We start from the raw sequence: 21602 nt of genomic DNA on the forward strand, positions 1-21602 counted from the left end.
GGCATTCGTAGTCGTGCGCCAAGCGGTTAGCGTCACGTCGCGATGAGCGGGTGCAGGTAGATTGGAAAGGAGATCGCGCGCCTTGCCGATGTACTCTGGAGCGCTCGGGGCCTTTGACGTCGTGGGTGGCACGAACCTCTGACCTCGATCGTCCGCCTCACGCCAAAAAAAGAACCGAAGGTACGCCCCTGCTCGATCAGGCCATCGTACTGCGCCGCGTGCAATGAGGTGCGTGCAACTGCCTTGACGGAACGGTCGCGCGGGCACCCGGCACGCCTTTCGATAGGGAACGTACAATAGATCCGGGAGGTAGCACCATACTCGTCGAACTCGTTTGCTGGTCGCAGTGGACCACGGAGCCCTTGATGCGTGAATTGCAGTCAACACAAAATGGCCTGATGACCGGCATGATTGCGCGCATACGCGCTTGTGTCACCCTTGCAGGATTGCTGACCCTTGCGGCTTGCGACGATCCGCGGAACGCGCAATCTCAGACAGTTGTCCCACCGCCGCCCGCCGTCACGGTCGTCGCCATTCGCCGCGACGAGGTGCCGATCTTTGTCGAGATGCCAGGGCGCACATCCGCTTTTCAGACTGCCGAAATCCGGCCGCAGATCGGCGGCTTGATCCAGAAGCGGATGTTCACCGAAGGTCAGGAGATTAAGGCGGGCCACCAGCTCTATCAGATTGATCCTGCTCCCTATCAAGCGAGCCTCAACAGCGCCGAGGCTGCTCTGGCTCGTGCCGAAGCGTCGGTCAGCCTGGCCGAAAGCAATGCCAACCGCGCCAGGATCCTCACCGGCACCAGGGTTATGAGTCAGCGGGATCTGGAAACCGCGGAAGCGACGCTGCGCCAGGCGAATGCGGATGTGCTTTCGGCCGAGGCCTCGGTCGAGGCCGCACGGATCAACTTGGCCTATACACGCGTCCTATCACCCATCGACGGCCGTACCGGCCGCTCCTCGGTGACCGCCGGGGCGCTCGTCACCGCCAACCAGACCGCAGCGCTGCTCACCATCACTCGGCTGGATCCGATCTATGTCGATCTGACGCAGCCGAGCGCGCGCCTGCTGCAACAGCAGCGGGCGATCGCGAGCGGTGCGTTACGGCGCGACACAGCCGACCAGGCGCCGGCCCGGCTGATTCTAGAGGACGGCTCCGAATATCCTCGTCCCGGCAAACTGCAGTTCTCCGAGGTCGTCGTCGACCGGGGCACCGGCTCGATCACGTTACGCGCCATCTTCCCCAACCCCGAGGGGACGCTGATGCCCGGCATGTTCGTCCGCGCCCGGGTCGAGGAAGGGGTTGCCGACCGGGCTCTATTGGTGCCCCAGCAGGCCGTCACGCGCACCCCGCGCGGAGAGGCTTCGGCCTTTGTCGTGAACGCGCAGGGCGTGGTGGAAGCACGTATCCTCACGACCGAGCGCGCCATAGGCACCAACTGGCTCGTCACCGACGGTATCCAGCAGGGTGAACGCGTCATCGTCGAAGGCGTCCAGCGGGTGCGTCCGGGCGGCACTGTCAAAGCGACCGAGACGACAATGCAGGCACTCAACGAGCGAAACGACAACGCAACCCAGGCCGCGCGCCCGCGCGTCGGCGGCTGATAGGTGGACTTCCATGGCCCGTTTTTTCATCGATCGCCCGGTCTTCGCCTGGGTGATCGCAATTGCGATCGTGTTGTTCGGCGTTTTGTCGTTGCGTACGCTGCCGGTCTCCCAGTATCCAGCAATCGCCCCGCCCGCGATCTCGATCAATGTGAGCTATCCGGGCGCCTCCGCCGTGACGGTGCAGGATACGGTGGTTCAGGTCATCGAGCAGCAGCTCAATGGCATCGACAACCTGCTCTACTTCACCGCCAACAGCAGCAAGGATGGCAGCGCCACCATCACGTTGACCTTCGCGCAAGGCACCGATCCGGACACTGCGCAGGTTCAGGTGCAGAACAAGCTGTCGCTGGCTACGCCCCGCCTGCCGCAGATCGTGCAGCAGCAGGGAATTCGCGTCGCAAAGTCAGCTGGCAACTTCTTGTTGGTCGTCGGTCTGGTGTCGACCGATGGAAGCATGGACCGGACCGACATCTCGGATTTCATTGTCTCCTCGCTGCAGGATCCGTTGAGCCGTACCGCGGGCGTCGGCGACTTTCAGGTGTTCGGTTCCCAGTACGCCATGCGCATCTGGCTCGACCCTGCGAAGCTGGTGAACTTCAGCATGACACCGTCCGATGTGTCGGCCGCGATCCGGGCCCAGAACGTACAGGTCGCCAGCGGCGAGCTCGGCGCGGAACCGGCAGTTCCGGACCAACAGATGAATGCGACTGTCGTCGGTCCGTCCTATCTGCAAACGCCTGAGGAGTTCGGCGCCATCCTGCTGCGTGTACAGCCCGACGGTTCTCAGGTGCGGCTGCGCGACGTGGCACGAGTTGAGATCGGCAGCGAGAACTATACGACCCTTAGCTATTTCAATGGACAGCCGGCGGCTGGGATCGGCATCAGACTGGCGAGCGGTGCGAATGCCCTTGACGCCGCAGCCGCAGTGCGCGCGACGATCGCGCGCCTACGGCCCTCCTTTCCTGCCGGTCTCGAAGCCGTCTACCCTCTGGATACGACGCCGTTCGTCCGCCTGTCGATCGAGAGCGTGATCTATACGCTGATCGAGGCGGTCGTGCTCGTCTTCCTGGTGATGTTCCTGTTCCTGCAGAATTTCCGGGCGACGTTGATTCCAACCATCGCGGTCCCGGTGGTGCTGCTCGGCACCTTTGCGGTGCTGCAGGTGGCAGGGTTCAGCATCAACACGCTAACGATGTTCGGGATGGTGCTGGCGATCGGCCTCCTGGTCGATGACGCCATCGTGGTGGTCGAGAATGTCGAGCGCGTGATGGCCGAGGAGCATCTGTCGCCGCTCGAGGCGACCCGCAAGTCCATGGACCAAATCACGGGGGCGCTCGTCGGTATAGGCCTCGTGCTGTCCGCGGTGTTCCTGCCCATGGCCTTCTTCGGCGGCTCCACCGGCGTCATCTATCGCCAGTTCTCAATCACCGTCGCAACCGCCATGGGCCTTTCGGTGCTCGTCGCGATCATCTTCACCCCGGCGCTTTGCGCCACAATTCTGAAGCCGCACAAGCCAGGCCAGGGCCAGCGGGGCTTCTTCGGCTGGTTCAACCGTGGTTTCGACTGGGCCACTCGTGGCTATGCAAGCGGCGTCCGGCACGCGCTCAGGCGGCCGCTGCGGATGATGATGATGTTCGCGGCCCTGTTGGTCATACTCGCGGTAATGTTCGTGCGCTTGCCGAGCGCCTTCCTGCCTGACGAGGATCAGGGGACCGCGTACGTTCAGGTCGTCTCGCCCCCCGGGGCGACCACAGCGCGCACGCAACGCACGCTCGATGAAATTTCCCGCTTTATTCGCGAGGAGGAGAGCAGCGTCGTCGCTTCAACGTTCGCCATCAATGGGTTCAGCTTCACCGGCCGAGGTCAGAGCGCCGGCATGGCATTCCTCAGCCTGCGCAATTGGTCGGACCGCCCCGGCGCTCAAAACAGCGTGCAGGCATTGACGCGGCGTATCATGGCCCGCTTTGCCAACTACCCCGATGCGATGGTCTTCGCCTTCGCACCACCCGCAATCACCGAGCTGGGCAATGCCACGGGTTTCAACTTTCAGCTCCTCGATCGCGGCGGCCTCGGACACGAGGCCCTCATGGGTGCTCGCGGCCAGCTTCTGGGCCTGGCGGCGCAAAGCCCTGTGCTTGCGGGCGTGCGACCGAACGGGCAGAACGATGAAGCCCAGTTCCGCCTGGTGATCGATTGGGAACGCGCCAGCGCCCTCGGCCTTTCGGTATCCGACATCAACAGCACGCTCTCCACCGCCTGGGGGGCAACGTACGTGAACGACTTCATGGATCGGGGCCGCGTGAAGCGAGTCTACATGCAGGGCGACGCCTCGGCGCGCATGCTGCCGGGCGACCTCGACCGCTGGTTCATTCGCAACGCCAGCGGACAATTGGTGTCTTTTTCCGCCTTTGGCCATGCCGAATGGAGTTACGGTTCGCCGCGGCTCGAACGGTTCAACGGCGTTGCCTCGGTGGAGATCGCCGGCGCTGCGGCACCCGGGTACACCAGCGGCCAGGCGATGGCCGAGATGGAGCGGCTTGTCGCGCAGCTGCCGGCCGGCTTCGGCTTCGACTGGAGCGGCATCTCCTACGAGGAGCGGCTGTCGGGAGCCCAGGCTCCTGCGCTCTATGCGCTATCGCTACTGATTGTCTTCCTTTGCCTGGCGGCGCTCTACGAAAGCTGGTCGATCCCGGCGGCTGTGATGCTCATCGTGCCGCTTGGGATCTTGGGTGCGGTCGCGGCTATGCTCGGCCGCGGGCTGTCGAACGATGTTTATTTCCAGGTCGGCTTGCTTACCACCGTCGGTCTCGCTGCGAAGAATGCCATCTTGATCGTCGAATTTGCCAAGGACGGCTTCGATCGCGGGCAAAGCCTGGTCGAGGCGGCGCTAGAGGCCGCTCGCCAGCGCCTGAGGCCGATCATCATGACCTCGCTCGCTTTCGGTCTTGGCGTCCTGCCGCTCGTTGTTGCCAGTGGTGCAGGGTCTGGCGGGCAGAATGCGATCGGGACGGGGGTGCTCGGCGGAGTGATGAGCGGTACGCTCTTTGCCATCATCTTAGTGCCAGTCTTCTTCGTTATTGTGCTCAAGCTGTTCCGAACCAGGAGAAAGGGTGAGGCGGAGCAGGCGGCAGCTGCGCCGCATCCTCTCCCGACACCAGGAGAGGAAGCGCGATGCTCTGCCTGGTGATATGGGAGGCCGCATCCGTGCATCGGCACAGCGCGACGTCGCTCATATCGTCGGCCCGCCGAAGCGTCGCCGCTTTTCCGCTCCTCGACCGTACCTCTCGTTTCGCTACCTGGCGACGATGCAAAGCACCAAAACGAACGTCAATCGGCCAGTTCCGTCTGACCGTCCATTTGAAGGACGGGCGTTCCAGAACGTTGGCTTAAGGCCGGTTCCCTGCCTTCGATACCTGACTCTTCATCTTACCGCCGCAAGGTTCGACCGAACCAGATAACTTCCGGCTGATCTGAAGGATCAGGCAAGAAATTTGCGCCTTTTGGCATTCGTCATCGTGCGGTCGGCGCGTAGCGTCGGGGCGCAATGCTCGGCGACTGGCGGGGCCGGTTTCAACACAGCCCTCCTTTCGAGGAGAACCGCTGGATCATTGATCGGGCAAATCGTCAATCCGCGCGTCTGACTCGCAGCGCCGTTGCAGCCGAACCGAACGGAAGGGAATCAATCCGGTGAAAATCACCCAACTTCTCTTCAACGGTCCATATGACGCCCCGTATCGCATCAGCGTCATGACCGTTTGCTTTACGGGAATAGAACGTGTCTTTAATCTCTTTCCGACTTGTTGCACGTCGCGCCTGTTCGGGCCGTTCCTATCCTTGCAACCCAGCTACACAGGACCGCAGGCCCGAACCCTGACGGTGTCAAGGGGTCTCGCCGATGGCATGGCCGTACGGTTATTTTACTGATTTGAATGCGGACTCGGATCGCCCATCGAGGCTGATGAATGATAGAGAGCGGAGCCCGATACGGCCTTCAGCGGAAGGTTGCTGGTCAGGGGACGAGCTGCCGCTCGGCAGGATAACAATCGTCGGCCTCCAGTCGGACCGCTGCGTCGATATCTTCTATCTCAAGCCGAAAGAAACATGGCTCGGCGGTTAACAGCGACAGCACGGATCCATGGGCTTCCGGACGATTGCGAGGATATTACGGATGATAGCGCATGGAGCGCGGAGCATGGGCGCTTTAGCATCAACGGCGAACTGTGCTCACGGGGATTGTGTCCGCGCATCATGGCGTCACGGGCAGATCAAAGAATTACCCCCGATGGATCTCGGCAGGCCGGAGGAGTATTTCGGGCCGCTCAGGACCCGTGCGGAGGACATTGGCGTAGAACGCGACGTCGAGCTTTCTCCCGTGCGCCTGTTTTACGACCTCGCTGACAGATTACGCGTCGGGTATCAGGTTACCATCGTTGCAACTGCCCGTCTCCCCACCAATTGCGCAGCACTTGGTTGCGGTTGCCGGTTTTGTGCCTGGGTGCGGGTTCGTGAGGCATGGACTGGAAACATTCCGCGGTCGGTTTGTCTCTTGCCCTTTGGACTAGCGCGGTGTTCTCAGGCCGCTGGATTGCCTTCATATGAAGACGCGGGAAACCCAAAGCTTGACGGATTTTGCTTTCTGCCAGACGCAGCTGACGTTCATTTCAAAAGGCGCCGTCTCCCGTCATACGCTGGCGTTGGGGCGAGCGCGCGAACCTGCGAGGCGTCAGATCTTCCATAGCGTGGTCCCCACCTTGCGGCAGGCATTGACCCGTCGCCCGATCCAGAGCTGGGAATGAAGAGGCCATTCACGACCGCAATACCCGCCGCGGAAGCCGTCGGGACACTACGGGTGCTCCCGCGCGAAAAGGCGGCGAAGGCCGCAGCGACGAGCCTTACCGTCGGCACGAGGTGGAGCGCGAAGCCCAGTGCGACTCGATTCCGTCGTCAGCGGACATCACCAAACACGATAGGAAGGCCACGAACATCGCTGCGCGGTCATTACGGGCACGAGCCTCGCGCCGATGGCGAACATGCCATGGGGTGATCCGTCCGAAGGCGCTTCCTGCGCATAGGCGATGGACGCCGGCAGAACTACTCCACTGGCCAGCAGGATCGGCAGAAGCATACGCATCGGATTTTCCATAGTTGGGATCGTAATGGCCACCGAACGCGACCATGTTTCACGGTTTACATCCGGTGGCCCGGAGTTTGCCGGGGGCAGGCAACCTCCTAATGAATTAAAAGGCAGGCGAGGTTTTTGTGCATCAGCCCATCCGCTCGAATGTCACGTCGCCAAGTTGCTCAAGTGTGGCCCACAGCTTCGCCGCAACTTGCGGGTCGTCGGCTTTTTCAGGAATCCCGGCCCAGCCGGGTAAGCCGCCCAGCCCCAGAAACCCGTTTGGACCGTAGTATCCGCTAGCCGCCGCCTGCGGCGACGTTGCCGCATATAGGGTTGGTAGAGCTCCTTGAGCGGGCGGCTGGAACAGGAAAGGCATGTATCTATGGTTGCGCCCCTCCAGGCTGTCCAAGCCGGGGCCGTCCGGGACCAGGTTGGTGCGGGCGATACCGGGATGGGCAGCTATGGACGAGATACCCCAGCCTTCCGCCGCGCTGCGCCTCTGCATCTCAAAGGCAACCAGGAGGATGGCGAGCTTGCTGTTGTCATAAGCCGCCCCATAGTCGTAGTCCTGAACCAGTTGCAGGTCGGCGAAGTTGATTGCGCCCATGAACGAGCGGCTGCTCGAAACCCAGACGACGCGCGGGGAATTGCCTTCGCGCAGCAGCGGCAGCAGCCAGGCGGTCAGGGCAAAATGACCGAGCGTGTTCGTAGCGAAAACCCGCTCGAACCCGTTGGCGCTCACTTCGCGGTTTTTCCGCCCCATGACACCCGCATTGTTGATGAGGATGTCCAGGCTTCGTCGGGAAGCGCGCATCTTTTCCGCAAAGCTGGCAACCGAAGCGAGGTCCGAAAGATCAAGCGTCTCGAAACGGATCGAAGCGCCGGGAGCGGTGGCCCTAATGCGTTGGACGGCTTCTTCGCCCCGTTCCTGCTTCCGCGACGCAATGATTACGTCCGCCCCGGCGCGTGCAAGTTGAAGGGCGTCATGAAAGCCTAAGCCACTTCGGTCGTCCACAGGGTAACCGTTGCCGCCCGTGACGAGCGCCGAACGCCCTTGCAGCGAAGGGATGTCGGCTGCCGTCCAATCGGGGATTCCCGGCAATCCTTGTTGACGGGGGGACAAGGGTGGCATGCTTGCCCTGACGGCTATTCCGCCGCCCACGGCCGCGACACCAGCTCCCACCGCACTGTATCGAATAAACGAACGGCGCGAAAATCCTGATGCTTTGATTTTGATTGTCCCGTTCTCTCCCGGTGTATCTGTCATATTACGAATCTTCCCGAGTGATGGATTTGGGATGGTTAGGAGAGGTCGGCGTTGCGAAGGGTAGCTGCAATGCGCGCATTTGCGATCAGCATGGCGATGCCAGTCAGGATGCTTGCGAACGGGACTGTCAGCAGACCGAGCCCCAGGCCATTGGGAACTTGGGCCATTGTTGCCGCACCGCTGATCATGCCGACGATCAGAGGACCGAGCGCGGGGCCGGCCCCAGGAGCCCGGAGCCGATCATCAGGTCCAGGTCTTCCTTTATCGACTCGGCGAGGACGAAGGGTAATATCCGGTCGATCTGGGACATGGCGCTGACTAAAAATAGCGTAATAAGCAGCATTGTGGCCCGCCGACCCTCAACGTATTCATCGCCGCTCGCAGTAGATATGGTGGGTAGATCAGCGTGCTTATCTATTGACGAAGCGGCCGTTTCTGTCATGCTTGATGCTTCCCTGGCTGTGACTGGCATCACCAAGCTAGAGGAACTCTCAAATGACCAGAATGCCGAATACCCCAAGAAACTTGCTTATTCCTGCAAGGCCTGACATGTTGCCGGTTGAAGGGCGAGTGCTGCGCTGGCCTCGAAACCAACCGGAGGTCCGCGTGTCGTCATCGCTACTTGACGGAGTCACCGCATACATCGAAAATCAGGGCGGCGGTGAAGGCCTGTTTCCGACGCAGATCGAGAACGTCAACATCATCCGTTCCTACCAGCAGCGGATGCCGATGCGGCAGATCTATCGTCCGTCGCTTTGCGTGGTGGCCCAAGGGGCGAAGGAAATCCTGTTTGGCGACGAGACGCTTCGCTACGGCGCAATGGAGTGCCTGGTCGTCAGCATGGAGATGCCGGCCAGCGGGCGGGTCGTCGACGCCAGTCCGCAGGCGCCATATGTCGGCATCACGATCGATCTCGACATGACGATACTACGAGAGGTGCTGGAGCAGCTGGAGACGCCCCCGGTTGCGCCTGCCGCGCCCGGTCCGTGCGTGTTCGTCGGGAGGATCGACGAGGCGCTGGCGGAATGTGTGCTGCGCCTGATCCGGATGTCCGAGAGCCCGAAGGCGATACCCATTCTTTACCCATCCGTCATGCGTGAGATTTGCTACTGGCTTCTCACCAGCCCGCACGGTGCCGAGCTCTGCAGTCTGGCACTTCCGGAATCGAACTTCATGCGTATCGCGAAGGCCATTTATTTCCTGCGCGCCAATTTCGCGCAGGCGCTGCGGGTGGAGCAAATGGCCGAGGTGGCGCGCATGAGCCCGTCATCGTTTCATCAGCATTTCAAGCAGCTCACCTCGGTGACACCGCTTCAGTTCCAGAAGCAGTTGCGCCTCCTTGAGTCGCGACGCCTAATGGTCGCGGACGCTGCAAGCGTCGAGGAAGCCGCCTACAAGGTCGGCTACGAAAGCGCTTCGCAGTTCAGCCGCGAATACTCCCGGATGTTCGGCGTTGCCCCAAAGCAGGACGCGCTGAACCACCAGCGCATGTATAGCCAGTACGCCAGCCGCAAGGCGCGGACAGCCTAGGCACCGTTTGCAGCAGGTCGCTCCTTGCCGCCTCGGTTCGGAGCGGCCTTCCTGATATGCTGCGAAGAAATGCCATTGTGAGTGGCGCGGATATGCCTCCGGCCGTCAGCTGCCGACGGGCGGCGTCACATCAGGTTTTCCTGCATTGCCTGATAAACGGTCCTTATGATTGGCCGAAAACCAAGACTGCGAGCGAGCGAGACATCCATGTGCAGGCGCCAAGGATTGCCGAGCGGCGCTGAGGACGGTTGCATTGTTCCGCCGACCAGGGCGACGAGCTCGTAGATCGAGGTCGGCGCCTCATCGGCGATATTGACGATGCGTCCATCCAGCGTGCCGGTCAGGGCCAGGCCCATGGCTGTGGCGATGTCGAGATGATGTATCATGCTCATCCTCTGGGCAGGATGCATTTTGAAGTTTGTGACCAATCGCGGCAACTCTTCGAGATGTCCGTCCTTGTCGCCATAAACGAAGCCGAACCGCTGGATCGCCCAGTTTAGCCCGCTTTCACGTAGCGCGTTCTCGGCGGCGAGCTTGCTGGCCGGATAGGCTTGTTGCGGGTTGGCCGCATCGTCCTCGCGGCCAGGGTGCGGGCTGTCCGCGTCATAGACATTGGACGTGCTCGCCATGATGAACCGCGCCTCGGGCGCGCACGCCTTTGCCGCGGCGATGAGGTTGCGCGTGCCTTCGAGGTTGCTCTTCCAGATCAGGTCGGTGTCGGGCGTTCGAAAAACCGCGGCGAGATGGATGATCGCTGATATGCCCTCCACCGCTCGCATGAGAGAAGCAGGATCGAGAAGGTCCGCCTCCACCGCGCTCACGCCGGCGGGCGCCTCTTTACCGCCGCGCATCAGGGCACGGCAATTCACCCTCGCCTCGACAAGGCGCGGAAGAAGGCGGGCTCCGACGAGCCCCGTTGCACCGCTCACCAAGACTGTCATGAAGCTGTTCCTTTCTGCAGCAGGTTTTCGAGACGCTCCGTTGCGGTCTGAAGAACCTTGACCGCGATCGCAATGTCGGCATCGTCGATGCCGTCGAAAGCAACCGAGCGGATGAAGGAGAGATCGGGCAGCTCGCCCCACAGCTTCGCGCCGGTGGCGGTGATGCGCAGAAGCTTCTGGCGCTGATCAGCCCGGTCCGGCTCTTGCTCGACGAGACCCTTGAGCACGAGGGTCGCGACGATGCCGGTCATTGTGGCGCGTTCGATCGCAAGCAACCGCACGAGGTCACGCTGCATGGTCGGCCCGGTAGTTGCGAGCTGGTAGAGCACGTACCACTGCACGGACCCGAGATCGTGAGGACGCAGGAGCGAGTCCATGACCGCCCGGCCGGCGAAGTAGCATCGCTTCGTCCAGGCCCCGATTAGGTCGCGATCTGTCTCTTTCTTCTCACCAACCACTGATGCATACTCCTAACTTGCTAGCTACCTAGCGAATATGTAAGGAATCAAACGAATGTCAAGAAGGATCTGCTTCGCCTTATCACTGTCTGGCGGGAGAGGGGGCAGGATCGGCGGACGGACTGGAGGCCGATTCCTGGCCGCTTCGCGGACTGTCGCGCGAGCTGGGTGAGGCGTCTTCCTATTCAACTGCAGGATCAGGCAGGAAATTTGAGATTCTGGGCATTCGTCACGCCGCAGCCGGCGTGTAATTTCCGCAGCGCAATGCTCGACGATTTTCCGGGCCTGTTCCAAGGCCGCGCAATTGTAGAAGGCACCGGATTATTGGGAAGCCATCGAACTTAGGGCGGCACGACTCTCAACTCGACGTCCACTACTCGTCAAAAGGAACATAGAATGTTGAAATCGGTAACAGGCCCAATGCTGGCCGCAGCGCTCGTCGCAGGAATGATAGGCCTTCCGGCAGGAGATGCTTTCGCACAGACCTCTTCGCCGGATCAGATTGTCGGCGTCTGGGAATCCGATGACGGCAACCTCAAACTCGAGATGTTTGACGCCGGAGGAAGCTATGCGGCCCGGGTTCTCCACGGAAAGCTTTTAATGGAGGCTGACGGCAAGACCTTCAAGAAGGATACCCTCAATCCGGATCCGAAGCTCAGAAGCCGTTCGCTGGAACGAGCCGTCCTTGTGACCAACCTCAAGTGGGATCCAGCTGACGATCGCTGGGAAGGCGGAAATTTCTACAGCGGAGCGACCGGTCGGACCCATTCCGCACAAGCAACGCTCGTGAGCGGAAAACTGGAGCTTCGCGCCTATATGGGCACCGCCATATTCGGCCGGACCATGGTGCTTCGCCGCGCGCAATGAAACGGGGCGAAGGTACCAGGGGGACAGCCATGCCTTTGAAGAGGAGCGCGCAATGGGTGTGCCATCTAACACAATCACCATAGCGGGCAGTTCGCCGACCATAGCTCGGCAACTCGCCAGGCAGAGCGGAGGCTCTCATGGTGCTGCATTGCGCTGGAGCGCTCGGCTTCTCGTCGCCGCGAGTTGGATCAGCGGCGCTATCTTCGCGACTTACATCATCGCTTTCTTCGGCGGCGTGGTCTTGGCCGGAGCCGGCGAGCGATGGAACGAGTCCCTTCCCGGTTTGTACGATGGCGGCGCATTGCTTTCGACGGCAGCCATCGGCGTGCACTTCATGGCTGGGGGCGTGCTCCTGCTGCTCGGACCTGTCCAGTTGATCGGAAGCGTGCGCCGCAATGTTCCCGCCCTCCATCGCTGGCTGGGCCGAAGCTACGTCATTTCGGCCGGTTTGGCCGGGCTGGGTGGGCTTGGCTTCATATTGCGAAGAGGCACGGTCGGCGGACCGATAATGGACACGGGCTTCGGCATCTACGGCGCATTGATGGTGCTCTGCGCCGCCATGGCCTATGCCCGAGCCCGGGCCGGCAATTACGATCAGCATCGCGCCTGGGCGGTCAGGCTGTTCGCGCTGACGGTCGGCTCCTGGCTGTACCGGATGGAATATGGCGCCTGGTTCCTATTGAGCGGCGGTGTCGGAATTAGACCCGGCTTTACCGGCTTGTTCGACGCGATCATGATGTTCTTTTTCTATGTCCCCAATCTCATCGTCGCCGAACTCTTTATCCGGGCGCGCCGCCGGGATTTTGGCGCGCTTGCCAGCTTTGGAGCAGCAACGGTGCTCCTGGCTGCAAGCGCCTTCATTATCTTCGCGACCTGGAGCTTCACCGCTCGCAGTTGGGGGCCGAGAATGATCAGCGGCATCACGGAAGCGTCGCTGTAGGCCGTCCTTCAACCAATACTGGCGTGGCAGATGAGCCGGACCTCGCGCGAACCTGAGCCCCATCAGAACCTGGGCGATTGTTTGCCCTCCAATAGTTCGTCGTGGGCCGCACGAATGCAGGATCAGGCATGACTTTTGCGGGTTCCGGCATGGCGGTTTGCCGCGCCGCGGGCATGCTGGCGATGAAGAAGAAAGGCAGTGCGTGGAGACCATCATTACTCGAAGGCTCCGCCGAGCGGTAGAGAAGGCAGGATGATTGATGTCAAAGTGGACATTCCGAAACATTCCATCACAACGCGGCCGCTCGGTGGTCGTCACCGGCACCGGTGGGCTGGGTTTCGAGACCGCGCTGGCCCTGGCGCGCGCCGGCGCGAGTGTTGTGATCGCCGGGCGCAATTCCCAGAAGGGCGCTGAAGCCGTCGCGGCGATCAGAAAAGCCGTCTCGGGTGCACAGGTGCGGTTCGGCAAGGTGGACCTTGCGAATCTCGCTTCGATTGCTGAATTCGCCGCACAACTCGCGCAGGAACAAGAGTGTCTCGAGCTCTTGATCAACAACGCCGGCGTCATGAGAACGCCGGAGCGTCGCGAGACCAGTGACGGCTTCGAGCTACAATTGGGCACGAACTATCTCGGTCATTTCGCTCTCACCGCGCATCTGCTGCCACTCCTGAAGAGGGGGCAGAAGCCGCGCGTCGTTACCCTAGGCAGCATTGCAGCGCGTTGGGGATCGATTAACCTCGACGACCTGCAAGCCGAGCGCGATTATAAGCCGATACAGGTTTACTGCCAGTCGAAGCTGGCCTGCATCATGTTCGCCTTCGAACTGAACCGACGCAGCCAAGCGGCAGGATGGGGCGTGCAGAGCCTGGCAGCGCATCCCGGCATCTCACGCACTGACCTTATTGCGAACGGACCGGGCTGGTCGAGCGTACCGGGGTTCGCGCGACGCTACCTGTGGTTCCTGTACCAGCCCGCATGGCAGGGCGCTTTGCCCACACTCTTTGCGGCGACAGAACCCGCAGCGCTGGACGGCGCCTATTACGGCCCCGACAGGCTGGGCGGAACCCGGGGCTATCCAACCGAAGAGAAACCTCCTGGCCAAGCGCTGGACACAGCCATCGCGGCTCGGCTCTGGGAGACCTCGTTGGAACTGACAAACGTTCACATATCCGTAGTGCACCCGCGGGCCTTGATCGCGCCACCATAGGCGCGGCAGGACCGGCATTCGCTTCCTTCGGTTCCTCGCCCACCGAATTAATGTAGGAATAGGCATGTGTCTTGCCGGTTCGGGCATGGCGGTTTGGAGTCCCAGTCCTTCTATTGAGGAGGGTAAGAACGCGGGGGCCTGTTGCGACAATCGTCACTCGAAGTCTCGCTGAACTTTCGAAAAGGCGCGGATTCTCATATATGACCAAATGGACGAGCAAGAACATTCCATCCCAATACGGTCGTACAGCGGTCGTAACCGGCACCGGAGGATTGGGCTACGAGGATGCGCTGGCCCTGGCTCGAGCCGGTGCAAGTGTCGTGATCGCCGGGCGCAACCCGCGGAAGGGCGCCCAAGCCGTCTCCGCGATCAAGCAAGCTGTTCCTGGCGCACAAGTGCGATTTGGCAAGGTGGATCTTGCCAACCTCGCTTCCATCGCGGCGTTCGCCGAGCAACTCGCGCGGGAGCAGGACAGCCTCGACCTTCTGATCAACAATGCTGCCGTCATGACCCCGCCGGAGCGGCGCGTGACCAGCGACGGATTCGAGCTGCAGTTCGGCACAAACTATCTCGGCCATTTTGCCCTTACCGCACATTTGCTGCCGCTGCTGAAGGCAGGCCGGAACCCACGTGTCGTGACCGTCGGCAGCGTGGCGGCGCGGAGTGGAGCGATCAATTTCGACGACCTGCAAGCCGAGCGCGGCTACAAGCCGATGCTGGTTTACAGTCAGTCGAAGCTCGCCTGCGTGATGTTCGCGTTCGAATTGAGCCGGCGCAGCAAGGCGGGCGGATGGGGCGTCGAAAGCCTGGCGGCCCATCCAGGCATCTCGGGTACCGGTCTGATCCCGAATGGACCTGGGTGGTGGAGTGTAGCCGGGATGCTTCGTCTCCTCCTGTGGTTCCTGTTCCAACCCCCGTGGCAGGGCGCACTGCCCACGCTCTACGCGGCGACCGGTTCGGCAGCGCGCGACGGCGCCTACTACGGGCCTGACAGGCTGGGCGGGACGCGTGGCTATCCGACCGAGGAGAAGCCTCCCAAGCAGGCGCTCGATCGCTCAGTGGCCGCGCGCCTCTGGGACGCGTCTCAGGAACTGACGAACGTGACGTTCGTGTGAAACGGCGTCGAGCGTGCTCCCACGTCTCGGCCGTCTCGCCCGTTGGGGCTGCATCGTAGCGGTCGAAATCCCGCCTCAGCACCAGGAAATCAGAGATCACCGCCCAATGGCTGCTCAGAAGGATTGTGCATCGACGGCCCTAATATATCGCCGCGGCGACAGCCCCATAACACGGGTAAAAGCCGTGTTGAATGCGTTCTCGGATTCGTAGCCGATAGCGCGCGCAATACGCGCCAGCGTTTTGCTGCCAGTCTCAAGCCGTTCGGCAGCGAGCATCATTCGCCAGCGCGTGAGGCATGCGACCGGCGTCTCTCCCGTTTTTTCGCGGAAACGTCGTGCAAAAACGGTTCGTGACATGCCTGCATGTGCGCCTGCATGTGCGGCAAGTTCTTCAAGCCTACAACCATGTCCCGGATCGGCGTGGATTGCCCGGATGGCGGCGCCCCCCTGAGGGTCGGCCAAGGTCGCGAACCAGCCGATCTCCACGCCGGATTGCTGCGACAGGTAAAGGCGAAGCGTCTGCGCCAGCATGATATGCGCAAGGTGCAGCCCTGACGCGCCGAGCACCGATCCAGCCCGGCTCCACCGTGCTCGTGAATGGGGCGACTGGCGCTGCCGGCGGCATAGCCGTGCAGATCGGGGCGCGCGGATCATAGCGGTCGGTCGCAGCCGCGAGCGGCTGGACCGGCTCGAAGTAGAAGGGCGCATACCGCTCGACGCCGATCCGACGAGGCACTGCGGGCGGAGTTCGACCGCGGCGTCGATAGCGTGCTCGATTTCCTTTGGGGGAGCCTGCCACCCGGATCATCGCGGCCGCAACGCAAAATCGCGGTTCCGGAACGGGCGAACCGAGAGTGCGTTACGTCCAGCTCGGCACGGTTGCGGGTGACGATATCTCTCTCCGTGGCGGTGCTATCCGAGGTTCGGGGCTGGAATTGATGGGCAGCGGCATCGGTAGCGTCGCCATCCGGGAGTTGTTGGCCGGCGCGCGCGAGCTTCTGATGGAGACGAACAAGGCTGGACTCGACGCGCCAGTCACTACGCTGCCGCTAGCTGCCGTAGGCGAAGCTTGGTCGGGCTCATCTGATGTTCGCTATGTGCTCTGCCCGGCGGTGGCAGCGAAGTACCCTGCGTTTATGATGTCGGCCAAAAGTCCGGGGCCCGTGGGGTTCCAGTGGAGGCGGGCTCGTGTCCAATCGCTTGAGGCTCGCTGGCCAATGGAGGCGAAGCCGAAGAACCAGTCGAAATGATCCTGCGCTTCCACCACGGATAGCGACACGCACGGAGTACCGAGACCTTTCGCAATCGCTTCCGCGATCTCCCGGAACGGAATGCCCTGTTCGGCCACGGCATGATACGTCTCAGCGCTCGCGCCGCGTTCGACAGCGAACCGATAGGCGCGAGCGGCATCGCCCACATGCACCGCCGGCCAAACGTTGTGCCCGTCTCCGATATAGGCAGATCGGCCCGTCCGTCGTGCGATGTCGATCAGCATTGGGACAAAGCCATGGTCGCCTTTGCCATGCACGGATGGAGGCAGGCGCATGATGTTCACCGGGATGCCGCGATTGGAAAGCGCCATGGCCGCCGCCTCAGACGCTCGGGGGTAAGTGCCTGACGGGGGGAAGGCCGGATCGGCCTCGACGGTGAGAGGACCCGCCGCATCCAAGAAGGCGACGCCCGCTGTGACGATAAATGGCTTTTTCGTGCTTTCGATAGCTGTCCCGAGCGTCTCGATCGCCGTTCGATCGACCGCGCACGCTTCGGCGAAACGGGAAAAGTCGTGCACGAAGCCTGTATGAATGACGCCATCTGACGTCCGGGCACCCTGCCGGAGCGTTTCAGGCATTTCGAGATCACCGCGAAGGACCTCCGCACCCATCTTTCCGAGTGTATCGGCGCTGCGGTCGGAACGGGCAAGTCCCAGAACCTGATGCCCCTGCGCGAGGAGTTCCCTCACAACGGCTGTGCCAACAAATCCCGTCGCGCCGGTAACAAAAACTTTCATGGCCAATCTCCTTCTTGTCCAAGAGGAGAATATCAGGCAAAATTTATCCTGTTAAAGACGTGGATTTATACGGGTATAATGACTGACAGGCTGGATATCATCGATAACGGAAATCGCCTCGGATTGTTCTTGAAGGACCGCCGGCAGCGGCTCGATCCCGCAGCGCTTGGTTTTGGAGGCCGTCGTCGCACACCGGGCCTGCGGCGCGAGGAAGTTGCTCAACGGGCTCATATCAGCACGACATGGTACACTTGGCTCGAACAAGGGCGCGGTGGTGCGCCGTCACCGCGTGTACTGGATAGCCTCGCCGACGCGCTCATGATGACCGAAGCGGAGCGAGAACATCTGTTCGTTGTCAGCATTGGCCGTCCACCGAAAGCCCGCGCCGCCGCGCGTGATGGCATATCTTGGCGACTGCAGCGGTTCCTCGACGCCATGCCTTTGATTCCGGCAACGGTCGCGACCTCAACCTGGGACATCATCGGCTGGAACCGCGCAGCGCAGCTCGCTCTCACAGACTACGAAGTGCTACCTCCGGGCGAGCGAAACATATTGCTGCGGATGTTTCTCGACCCGGCGACGCGTGCTGCGCAGAGCGACTGGGAGTCCGTGGCCCGGTTTTTAGTCGCGACTTTTCGGGCGGAAACCGCTCGTGCTGGTGAGGACAGCCGTGCCGAGGAAATCGTCGCCGAGATATCTGAGAAGAGCAGCGATTTCGCGCGGATGTGGACGGAAAACGACGTGCAGACGACCGGCGAAGGGGCGAAGACGATCCGCCATGCGGTTGTCGGCGAGATAACCTTCGAGTTCTCGTCTTTTGCGATCGATGGCCGACCGGACCTCAAGTTGATGGTATATAATCCGGCAGGCGAAGCCGATCTGGAAAAGATATGCAAGCTCTGTGGCTGAGGTCGAGTTGCTTGCAGCTAGAGTGCATCGGAATTTGAAATACACCAGGTGGACGGCTGAAGGAAATGGCCGCTGTCCCTTTGGTTGGTGAGCCAAAACAAGCGTTTGAACAAGACGACTCCGACTACCATCAAGAAGATTGGCGGCGTGCCTTCGCAAAGCCGCGGTCGGTCGCAATGAACCGCTGGACCATCGGGACGGTCAGCTTCACGGGATCGGCTGCGTGCTGGCCGGTCTCGCGGGCCAGCACTTCGGCATGACCCAGACTCTATGGGGCTGTCTCATGGCCGTGATGTCTGGTTGCTATGACGATTGTCGAACAAGCGCACGATGACGAGGTTTGCGGTGGCGTTGATCGCCGGGGCGGGCTCGAGCCCGTCCCGGCGATCAACGTCGCCGAAGGAGGTCTTATACGGATGAACGCTTCCGGCATGTGCGGGATCAGCGCGGTCGTTTCCACCGGCTCGTAGAGGCGGCCATGCTCGGCCGCATACTGGTCGAGATATTCCTTCAGCGGCTCCGGCTACGTGATCGTCAACCGAACGACACCAACCTTCGACGCTGGCGGCGACTGGGCTGTCCAGCTCGGCGACCAGCACAAGCTCATCAAATGTTATGCGGTCGTGTCCGGTGACTGCTGGCTCACCGTCGACGGTGTTGCCGACCCGGTGCGCCTGGTGGCCGGGGATTGCTTCGTGCTGCCGACTGGTCGCCCCTTCCGGCTTGGCAGCAGCATCGATGGCGCCGCGGTTGGGGCCGGGGAGATATTCCCGGCCGCGCGTAGGGGTGGTGTCGTCACGCTCAATATTGGCGGCGGATTGTTTCTTGTCGGAAGCCGCTTCGGTGTGAGAGGCAATCAGGCCGATATGCTGCTAGGCATGCTTCCGCCGATCGCGCACATCCACGAACAGCCAGAGCAGGCAGCCCTGCGCTGGTCTGTCGAGCAAATGATGAAGGAGCTGCGAGAAGAGCAGCCTGGCAACGCCCTTGTGGCGCAGCATTTGGCCCATATGATGCTGGTGCAGGCACTACGTGTGCATCTGGACACCGGCGGCGGAGACCGTGTCGGCGAGCCGCCGATGCAGTACGTGGCGCGATGGCGGATGCTGCTTGCCTGCGACAGGCTGGAAAATTCAAGCGATGCCGTGGCGACGATTGCCGCTTCGCTCGGCTATGAATCGGAAAGCGCGTTCAGCACGGCCTTCAAACGCGTCATGGGCTGCTCGCCCCGTCAATATGGGCGCTGGCGGAAGGTCGAGCCGGAGACGAGTTCCGTTGCCGCAAGCTCGCTGTCCAATGAGCGGCCCGGATACCGATCACGGGAGCCGTCGCATTCAGCACACGATTGCTGTGGCGGCAGCGGGCGGGCGCCTTGCGTCGGACCAAAGGCCTGCACCAGCTAGCCGCTAAGATTGCACGGACACGTCCGTATTGCTGCGCGCGTTTCCGTCGAGGAACGGCAGGCGTGACGTTGGCTGCCCGGTCAATTCCAGGATCGCGTTTGCGACCGCCGGTGCAATTGGCGCCACTCCCGGCTCGCCCATTCCGGTCGGCCTGCTCGTGGAGGCGATAATGTGGGTTTCGACGACCGGCATCTCGTTCATACGCAAAACCAGGTAGCGGTCAAAATTGGTTTCCTGAACGATACCGTCCTTTAGCGTGATCGCGCCATAGAGAGCAGCAGACAGACCGAAGCCGATGCTCCCCTCCATTTGCGCTGCGATCTGGTCGTTTGCGATAACGATACCGCAATCGACGACAGCAACCACGCGGCGGACGATAGGCCGGCCGTCGACCAATCGCACCTCGGCGACTTGGCCAACGATTGTGCCGAAGGCTTCATGAATGGCGAGGCCCCGTGCCCAGCCGGTTTCAATTGGCGTGTCCCACCCGGCCTTCAGGCAAAGCTCGTCAAGTACTGCCAGCCGTCGCCTATCCCCCACCTTCTCGTAGAACACACGTCGGTACGCTGCCGGGTCGAGGCCGGCCCGCCGGGCCAGTTGATCGACGATATGCTCCATCATCAGGGCGGTATAGGAATGACCGACCGAGCGCCATAAGCCGACCACGACCGGAAAAGTCGGGGTGAAGATCTTGCCATCGACGGTCGAGGCGGTCGAGAAATAGGGCGAGTGGGTGAGCCCTTCGGTCGCCAGAGAGTTCGGCCCAACGGGAAGAAGCGATTGGCAGACGCTGTGGATGCGCCAGCGCGTCGGAAACCCGTCCGGACCCAATTGAACCCATACACGGTGATGCGACATCGGCCGGAAATAGCCGGATTCTATCTCGTCCTCGCGGCTCCACATCAGCTTGACGGGGCGGCCATTGGTCCGCTTGGCGATCCGCACACATTCGACGAGATAGTCGGAGCTCAGAACGCCGCGGCGGCCGAATGACCCACCGGCCGGTACCACTTCGATGTCGACCTTGCCGGGAATGGTGCGGGCGGCAAACGCGGCATAGACCTGGTCAACCGTCGCCAGATGCGCGCCCGATGTGATCGAGACGTCCCAGCCGTTCACCTGGGCGACACAGTCGAGTGTCTCCATGGGCGCATGCGCGAGATAGGGAAAGTCGAAGGCGAAATCCGCGACATCACCATCGAACGGGACCTCAGGATCGTCGCCCTTGGAATCGAACTCGGCCGGTTCCACATCGCTGCGTCCTGCCGCGATATCGTGATAGTAGCGGACGAGTTCGTGCGTGGAGCGCGTTTCGGCTTCGCTGTCGTCCCATTCGATGCGAAGCGCATCGCGACCCTTCCATGCGGCAAAGGTCGTTTCGGCGACCACGGCAACGCCGGTTTCGATCGCGAAGACATCGACGACGCCCTTGACCTTGCGCGCGTCGGATGCATCGAACCGCGCCAGCGTGCCGCCGAAGCGGGGGCTATGCGCGACCATCGCGACCAGCATGTCCGGGCGCTGGATGTCCTGCGTGTAGACCTGGGCGCCCGTGCTCTTCGAAAGGCTATCCTTGCGCCGCACCTTGTCGGTGCCGATCAGCCGATAGTCCGCTGGCCGTTTCAGCACGGGCGACTGCTGTGGTTGCAGGCGAGATGCGTCGGCGAGCAGTTCGACGAAGGTTACGGCGCGGTTCGAGCCGGGGTGGGATACGACCCCGTCGCGCACCGTGATCGCGCCGATTGGAACGTTCCAGCGAATGGCGGCCGCCTCGACGAACATGGCGCGCGCCGCAGCACCGGCATTGCGCATCAGGTCCCAATTGGATGCAATGCCGTTTGACGCTCCTGTCATCTGTGGACCGTAGGCGCGAAAATTGCTGCGCGAATCGACGACGCGCACTCTGTCCCAATCCGCGTCGAGCTCCTCGGCGACGATCGCGGCGAGACCGGCATGGATGCCCTGGCCCAGTTCCTGCTGCTTGTTGACGACTGTTACCCAGCCGTCATCGGTAATACGGATGAAGGGTCCGAAAGCGCTGGGCTGCGGATCATCACCGCCGCCTTGCAGGATCGCGCCGGCGACCTGCATCGGGTTGGTTGCGATGTAGCCGACGACCAGTGCGCCGCCGATCAGCGATCCACCCAGGATCAACCGGCGGCGCGTCATCCGGAAGCGCGATTTCTTTTCGGGCAAATCGGTCATGGGCATCCTCTTAATCGGGGTTG

The 21602-nt window shown here is 61.9% G+C and carries 16 protein-coding genes and 2 pseudogenes; 9 read left to right on the forward strand and 9 right to left on the reverse strand.

Features of this window, described 5'->3' with window-relative positions; genetic code table 11:
- Positions 1–365: 365 nt before the first annotated feature.
- Positions 366–1607, forward strand: coding sequence for an efflux RND transporter periplasmic adaptor subunit (locus tag AM571_RS21225; RefSeq protein ID WP_074063494.1), 1242 nt, complete (start codon positions 366–368; stop codon positions 1605–1607).
- Between the two features lie 13 nt (positions 1608–1620).
- Positions 1621–4797 carry an efflux RND transporter permease subunit gene (locus AM571_RS21230; protein ID WP_074063495.1) on the forward strand — a complete coding sequence of 1059 codons (3177 nt, stop codon included), beginning with the start codon at positions 1621–1623 and terminating at the stop codon, positions 4795–4797.
- Positions 4798–6874: 2077 nt separating this feature from the next.
- On the opposite strand, the gene AM571_RS21240 is transcribed toward AM571_RS21230, so the two are convergent.
- The 3 genes from AM571_RS21240 to AM571_RS37015 are packed head-to-tail and all read right to left on the reverse strand — an operon-like array spanning position 6875 to position 8438.
- Positions 6875–7996: an SDR family oxidoreductase gene (locus AM571_RS21240; protein ID WP_074063496.1), complete on the reverse strand. Its 1122-nt coding sequence runs from the start codon at positions 7994–7996 to the stop codon at positions 6875–6877.
- Between the two features lie 35 nt (positions 7997–8031).
- A complete protein-coding gene (locus AM571_RS38030) occupies positions 8032–8163 on the reverse strand; it encodes a hypothetical protein (RefSeq protein WP_257788700.1) in 132 nt (43 codons plus the stop codon).
- Between the two features lie 29 nt (positions 8164–8192).
- Positions 8193–8438 (reverse strand): hypothetical protein, encoded by a 246-nt coding sequence (locus AM571_RS37015; protein WP_074063497.1) that lies wholly within the window; start codon positions 8436–8438, stop codon positions 8193–8195.
- Between the two features lie 164 nt (positions 8439–8602).
- Here AM571_RS37015 and AM571_RS21250 point away from each other — a divergent pair, with 164 nt between their 5' ends.
- Complete coding sequence (locus tag AM571_RS21250) at positions 8603–9526, forward strand: AraC family transcriptional regulator (protein ID WP_196776358.1); 924 nt, start codon at positions 8603–8605, stop codon at positions 9524–9526.
- Positions 9527–9651: 125 nt separating this feature from the next.
- Here the strand turns inward: AM571_RS21250 and AM571_RS21255 are convergent, their stop codons facing one another.
- Together AM571_RS21255 and AM571_RS21260 are read right to left on the reverse strand one after the other, a co-directional pair.
- Positions 9652–10467, reverse strand: a complete 816-nt coding sequence (locus AM571_RS21255) for an NAD-dependent epimerase/dehydratase family protein (RefSeq protein WP_074063499.1) — start codon at positions 10465–10467, stop codon at positions 9652–9654.
- Entirely contained in the window at positions 10464–10925 is a 462-nt protein-coding gene (locus AM571_RS21260; RefSeq protein ID WP_074063500.1) for a MarR family winged helix-turn-helix transcriptional regulator, read from the reverse strand. The genes AM571_RS21255 and AM571_RS21260 overlap by 4 nt, the downstream gene beginning before the upstream one ends.
- A 396-nt stretch (positions 10926–11321) precedes the next feature.
- On the opposite strand from AM571_RS21260, the gene AM571_RS21265 reads away from it, so the two are divergent.
- From AM571_RS21265 to AM571_RS21280, 4 genes are all read left to right on the forward strand, one after another.
- The gene (locus AM571_RS21265) at positions 11322–11792 is read left to right on the forward strand and encodes a DUF2147 domain-containing protein (RefSeq protein ID WP_074063501.1); all 471 of its coding nucleotides are present in this window, start codon (positions 11322–11324) and stop codon (positions 11790–11792) included.
- A gap of 52 nt (positions 11793–11844) precedes the next feature.
- Entirely contained in the window at positions 11845–12732 is an 888-nt protein-coding gene (locus AM571_RS21270) for a DUF2306 domain-containing protein (protein ID WP_081377167.1), read from the forward strand.
- A 259-nt stretch (positions 12733–12991) separates the two neighbouring features.
- Entirely contained in the window at positions 12992–13939 is a 948-nt protein-coding gene (locus tag AM571_RS21275; RefSeq protein ID WP_074063503.1) for an SDR family oxidoreductase, read from the forward strand.
- 200 nt (positions 13940–14139) lie between these two features.
- Entirely contained in the window at positions 14140–15054 is a 915-nt protein-coding gene (locus AM571_RS21280; RefSeq protein WP_155774497.1) for an SDR family oxidoreductase, read from the forward strand.
- A 114-nt stretch (positions 15055–15168) separates the two neighbouring features.
- Here AM571_RS21280 and AM571_RS21285 read toward each other — a convergent pair.
- Positions 15169–15600 (reverse strand): annotated as a pseudogene (locus tag AM571_RS21285) (helix-turn-helix transcriptional regulator); the annotation flags it as partial.
- Between the two features lie 547 nt (positions 15601–16147).
- Positions 16148–17062 carry an SDR family oxidoreductase gene (locus tag AM571_RS21290; RefSeq protein ID WP_074063506.1) on the reverse strand — a complete coding sequence of 305 codons (915 nt, stop codon included), beginning with the start codon at positions 17060–17062 and terminating at the stop codon, positions 16148–16150.
- A gap of 78 nt (positions 17063–17140) precedes the next feature.
- Here AM571_RS21290 and AM571_RS21295 point away from each other — a divergent pair, with 78 nt between their 5' ends.
- Entirely contained in the window at positions 17141–17971 is an 831-nt protein-coding gene (locus tag AM571_RS21295; RefSeq protein WP_074063507.1) for a helix-turn-helix transcriptional regulator, read from the forward strand.
- A gap of 130 nt (positions 17972–18101) precedes the next feature.
- Here AM571_RS21295 and AM571_RS21300 read toward each other — a convergent pair.
- Positions 18102–18230: pseudogene (locus AM571_RS21300) on the reverse strand (DUF2274 domain-containing protein); the annotation flags it as partial.
- Positions 18231–18498: 268 nt separating this feature from the next.
- On the opposite strand from AM571_RS21300, the gene AM571_RS21305 reads away from it, so the two are divergent.
- A complete protein-coding gene (locus AM571_RS21305) occupies positions 18499–19374 on the forward strand; it encodes an AraC family transcriptional regulator (protein WP_237358593.1) in 876 nt (291 codons plus the stop codon).
- Positions 19375–19377: 3 nt separating this feature from the next.
- On the opposite strand, the gene AM571_RS21310 is transcribed toward AM571_RS21305, so the two are convergent.
- Positions 19378–21579 carry a xanthine dehydrogenase family protein molybdopterin-binding subunit gene (locus AM571_RS21310; RefSeq protein ID WP_074063691.1) on the reverse strand — a complete coding sequence of 734 codons (2202 nt, stop codon included), beginning with the start codon at positions 21577–21579 and terminating at the stop codon, positions 19378–19380.
- Positions 21580–21602: the final 23 nt, after the last annotated feature.

Origin of the sequence: Rhizobium etli 8C-3 (genome assembly GCF_001908375.1) — a bacterium.
GTDB classification, from domain to species: Bacteria; Pseudomonadota; Alphaproteobacteria; order Rhizobiales; family Rhizobiaceae; genus Rhizobium; species Rhizobium etli_B.

Bases quoted from the DNA above. Each gene is read 5' to 3' on its own strand.
- AM571_RS21275 (WP_074063503.1), top strand. From the start codon at position 12,992: ATGTCAAAGTGGACATTCCGAAACATTCCATCACAACGCGGCCGCTCG.
- AM571_RS37015 (WP_074063497.1), bottom strand. From the start codon at position 8,438: ATGACAGAAACGGCCGCTTCGTCAATAGATAAGCACGCTGATCTACCC.
- AM571_RS38030 (WP_257788700.1), bottom strand. From the start codon at position 8,163: ATGGCCCAAGTTCCCAATGGCCTGGGGCTCGGTCTGCTGACAGTCCCG.
- AM571_RS21240 (WP_074063496.1), bottom strand. From the start codon at position 7,996: ATGACAGATACACCGGGAGAGAACGGGACAATCAAAATCAAAGCATCA.
- AM571_RS21310 (WP_074063691.1), bottom strand. From the start codon at position 21,579: ATGACCGATTTGCCCGAAAAGAAATCGCGCTTCCGGATGACGCGCCGC.
- AM571_RS21280 (WP_155774497.1), top strand. From the start codon at position 14,140: ATGACCAAATGGACGAGCAAGAACATTCCATCCCAATACGGTCGTACA.
- AM571_RS21225 (WP_074063494.1), top strand. From the start codon at position 366: ATGCGTGAATTGCAGTCAACACAAAATGGCCTGATGACCGGCATGATT.
- AM571_RS21255 (WP_074063499.1), bottom strand. From the start codon at position 10,467: ATGACAGTCTTGGTGAGCGGTGCAACGGGGCTCGTCGGAGCCCGCCTT.
- AM571_RS21265 (WP_074063501.1), top strand. From the start codon at position 11,322: ATGTTGAAATCGGTAACAGGCCCAATGCTGGCCGCAGCGCTCGTCGCA.
- AM571_RS21290 (WP_074063506.1), bottom strand. From the start codon at position 17,062: ATGAAAGTTTTTGTTACCGGCGCGACGGGATTTGTTGGCACAGCCGTT.
- AM571_RS21270 (WP_081377167.1), top strand. From the start codon at position 11,845: ATGGGTGTGCCATCTAACACAATCACCATAGCGGGCAGTTCGCCGACC.
- AM571_RS21230 (WP_074063495.1), top strand. From the start codon at position 1,621: ATGGCCCGTTTTTTCATCGATCGCCCGGTCTTCGCCTGGGTGATCGCA.
- AM571_RS21295 (WP_074063507.1), top strand. From the start codon at position 17,141: ATGACTGACAGGCTGGATATCATCGATAACGGAAATCGCCTCGGATTG.